General features: G+C 63.3%; 2 protein-coding genes. Both read left to right on the forward strand.

The window, feature by feature from the left end; all coding sequences use genetic code 11:
• Nucleotides 1-158: 158 nt before the first annotated feature.
• On the forward strand, nt 159-740 hold the full coding sequence (locus NZ453_RS21805) for a TRAP transporter small permease (protein ID WP_263773112.1): 582 nt from the start codon (nt 159-161) through the stop codon (nt 738-740).
• The coding region (locus tag NZ453_RS21810; protein ID WP_263773113.1) for a TRAP transporter large permease at nt 737-2,009 on the forward strand (1,273 nt) is incomplete at its 3' end. The genes NZ453_RS21805 and NZ453_RS21810, both read left to right, overlap by 4 nt.

A 2,009-nucleotide genomic window follows, 5' to 3' on the forward strand; every position in this document is an offset into this window, starting at 1 on the left:
AAAGAGTTCTACGCCGAGATTGACAAGGCCCGGGCGGGCAAATAAGGCGTCGGGGACACCCCAACGGCGGGGAAAGGCAGAAGAGCGCTTTTCCCCGTTTTTTTGACCTGACGTACCGCCGGCGTGACGCCGTACCCTTAGCCTCAGGAACACTCGTTATGAAACAGCTACTGCACTCGGTGATCGACGGCTTCTACCGACTGCTCGAAGTCATCCTGGTCGTCAGCATGATCGTGATGTTCGTCCTCGTCTTCATCAACGTCATGCTGCGCCTCCTCTTCAACACCGGCATCGACCTCGCCGAAGAACTGCCGCGCTTTGCCTTCGTCTGGATGTGCTTTGTCGGCGCTGTCGTCGGCATGCGGCGGCACTCCCACCTCGGCGTCGACATGGTTGTTGCCGCCCTGCCGGTGCTCGGCCGCAAAGTCTGCTGGGGCATCAGCCAAGCCATCATGGCCGTGTGCAGCCTGTACATGCTCTACGGCACCTGGCTGCAACACACCATCATCAAAGAGAACGTCTCCGCGGTCATGCAGGTGAGCATGCTCTGGGTGTACGGCATCAGCTACCTCACCGGGATCGCCATCACCGTCATCTGCCTCGCCAACCTCTTCCGTCTCTTCTTCGGCCACGTGGACGAAAGCGAACTCATCGACGTCCAGGAAGAAGGGCTGGGCGAAGCGCACGAAATCGAACAGGAACTCGCAGAACACCCCGCGCGGGAAGGAGCCAAGGTATGACCGTCTTCATCTTCATCGGCTCCCTGCTGGGCCTCATGGCGCTCGGCATGCCCGTCGCCTTCGCCCTGATCGGCTGCGGCATCACCATGATGTACTTCATGGGCATGACCGACCCGCAGATCGTCATCCAGAACATGTGGGACGGCGCCAACAGCTTCCCGCTCCTGGCCGTGCCCTTCTTCATGCTCGCCGGCGAATTCATGAACGCCGGCGGCATGACCCGGCGCATCATCACCATGGCCATGGCCTGGGTCGGCCACATCCGCGGCGGCTTAGGCTACGTCGCCGTCGTCGCCGCCGTGATCATGGCCTCGCTCTCCGGCTCCGCGGTCGCCGACACCGCCGCGCTCGCCTCCGTGCTCGTCCCCATGATGCGCAAGGCCCGCTACGACATCAACCGCTCGTGCGGCCTCATCTCCTGCGGCGGCATCATCGCCCCGGTCATCCCGCCGTCGATCGGCCTCATCCTCTACGGCGTCACTGGCGGCGTCTCCATCACCAAGCTCTTCATTGCCGGCATCGTCCCCGGCGTCCTGATGGGCCTCTCCATCATGCTCGCCTGGCACTGGTGCACCCAGCACGACGACATGACCGTCGAACCGAAGAAGAGCCTTCCCGAACGCTGGGCCGAAACCAAGGACGCCGCCTGGGCCCTGGTGCTGCCCGTGGTCATCGTCGGCGGCCTGAAGATCGGCTGGTTCACCCCCACCGAAGCGGCCGTCGTCGCCGCCGCCTACTCCCTCTTTGCCGGCCTCTTCATCTTCCGCGAGATCAAGCCCAAAGACCTCTTCCGGCTCTTCCTGCGCGGCGCCGAAACGACCGGCGTGATCATGTTCCTGGTTTCCGCCGCCGGCGTCTCGGCCTGGCTCATCACCGCCGCCGACATCCCGTCGCAACTCGCCGACATGGTCTCCCCGTTCATGGGCAACACCATGCTCATGACCTTCGTGCTCATGGTCCTGGTGCTCATCGTCGGCACGGCGTTGGACATGACGCCGACGATCCTGATCATGACCCCGGTGCTGATGCCGGTGCTCAAACAGGCGGGGATCGACCCGATCTACTTTGGCGTGCTGTTCATCATGAACAACGCCATCGGTCTGGTGACGCCGCCGGTGGGCACGGTCTTGAACGTCGTCTGCGGCGTGGCGCGCATCCCCATGAGCGGTGCCATCCGCGGCGTCGTCCCCTTCATGATCGCCCAGACGATCGTCATGTTCCTCCTCGTCGTCTTCCCCCAGATCGTCATGGGTCCGCTCAAGTGGATGA

It is taken from the genome of Propionivibrio soli, assembly GCF_025770765.1.
In the GTDB taxonomy this organism is placed as follows: domain Bacteria; phylum Pseudomonadota; class Gammaproteobacteria; order Burkholderiales; family Rhodocyclaceae; genus Propionivibrio; species Propionivibrio soli.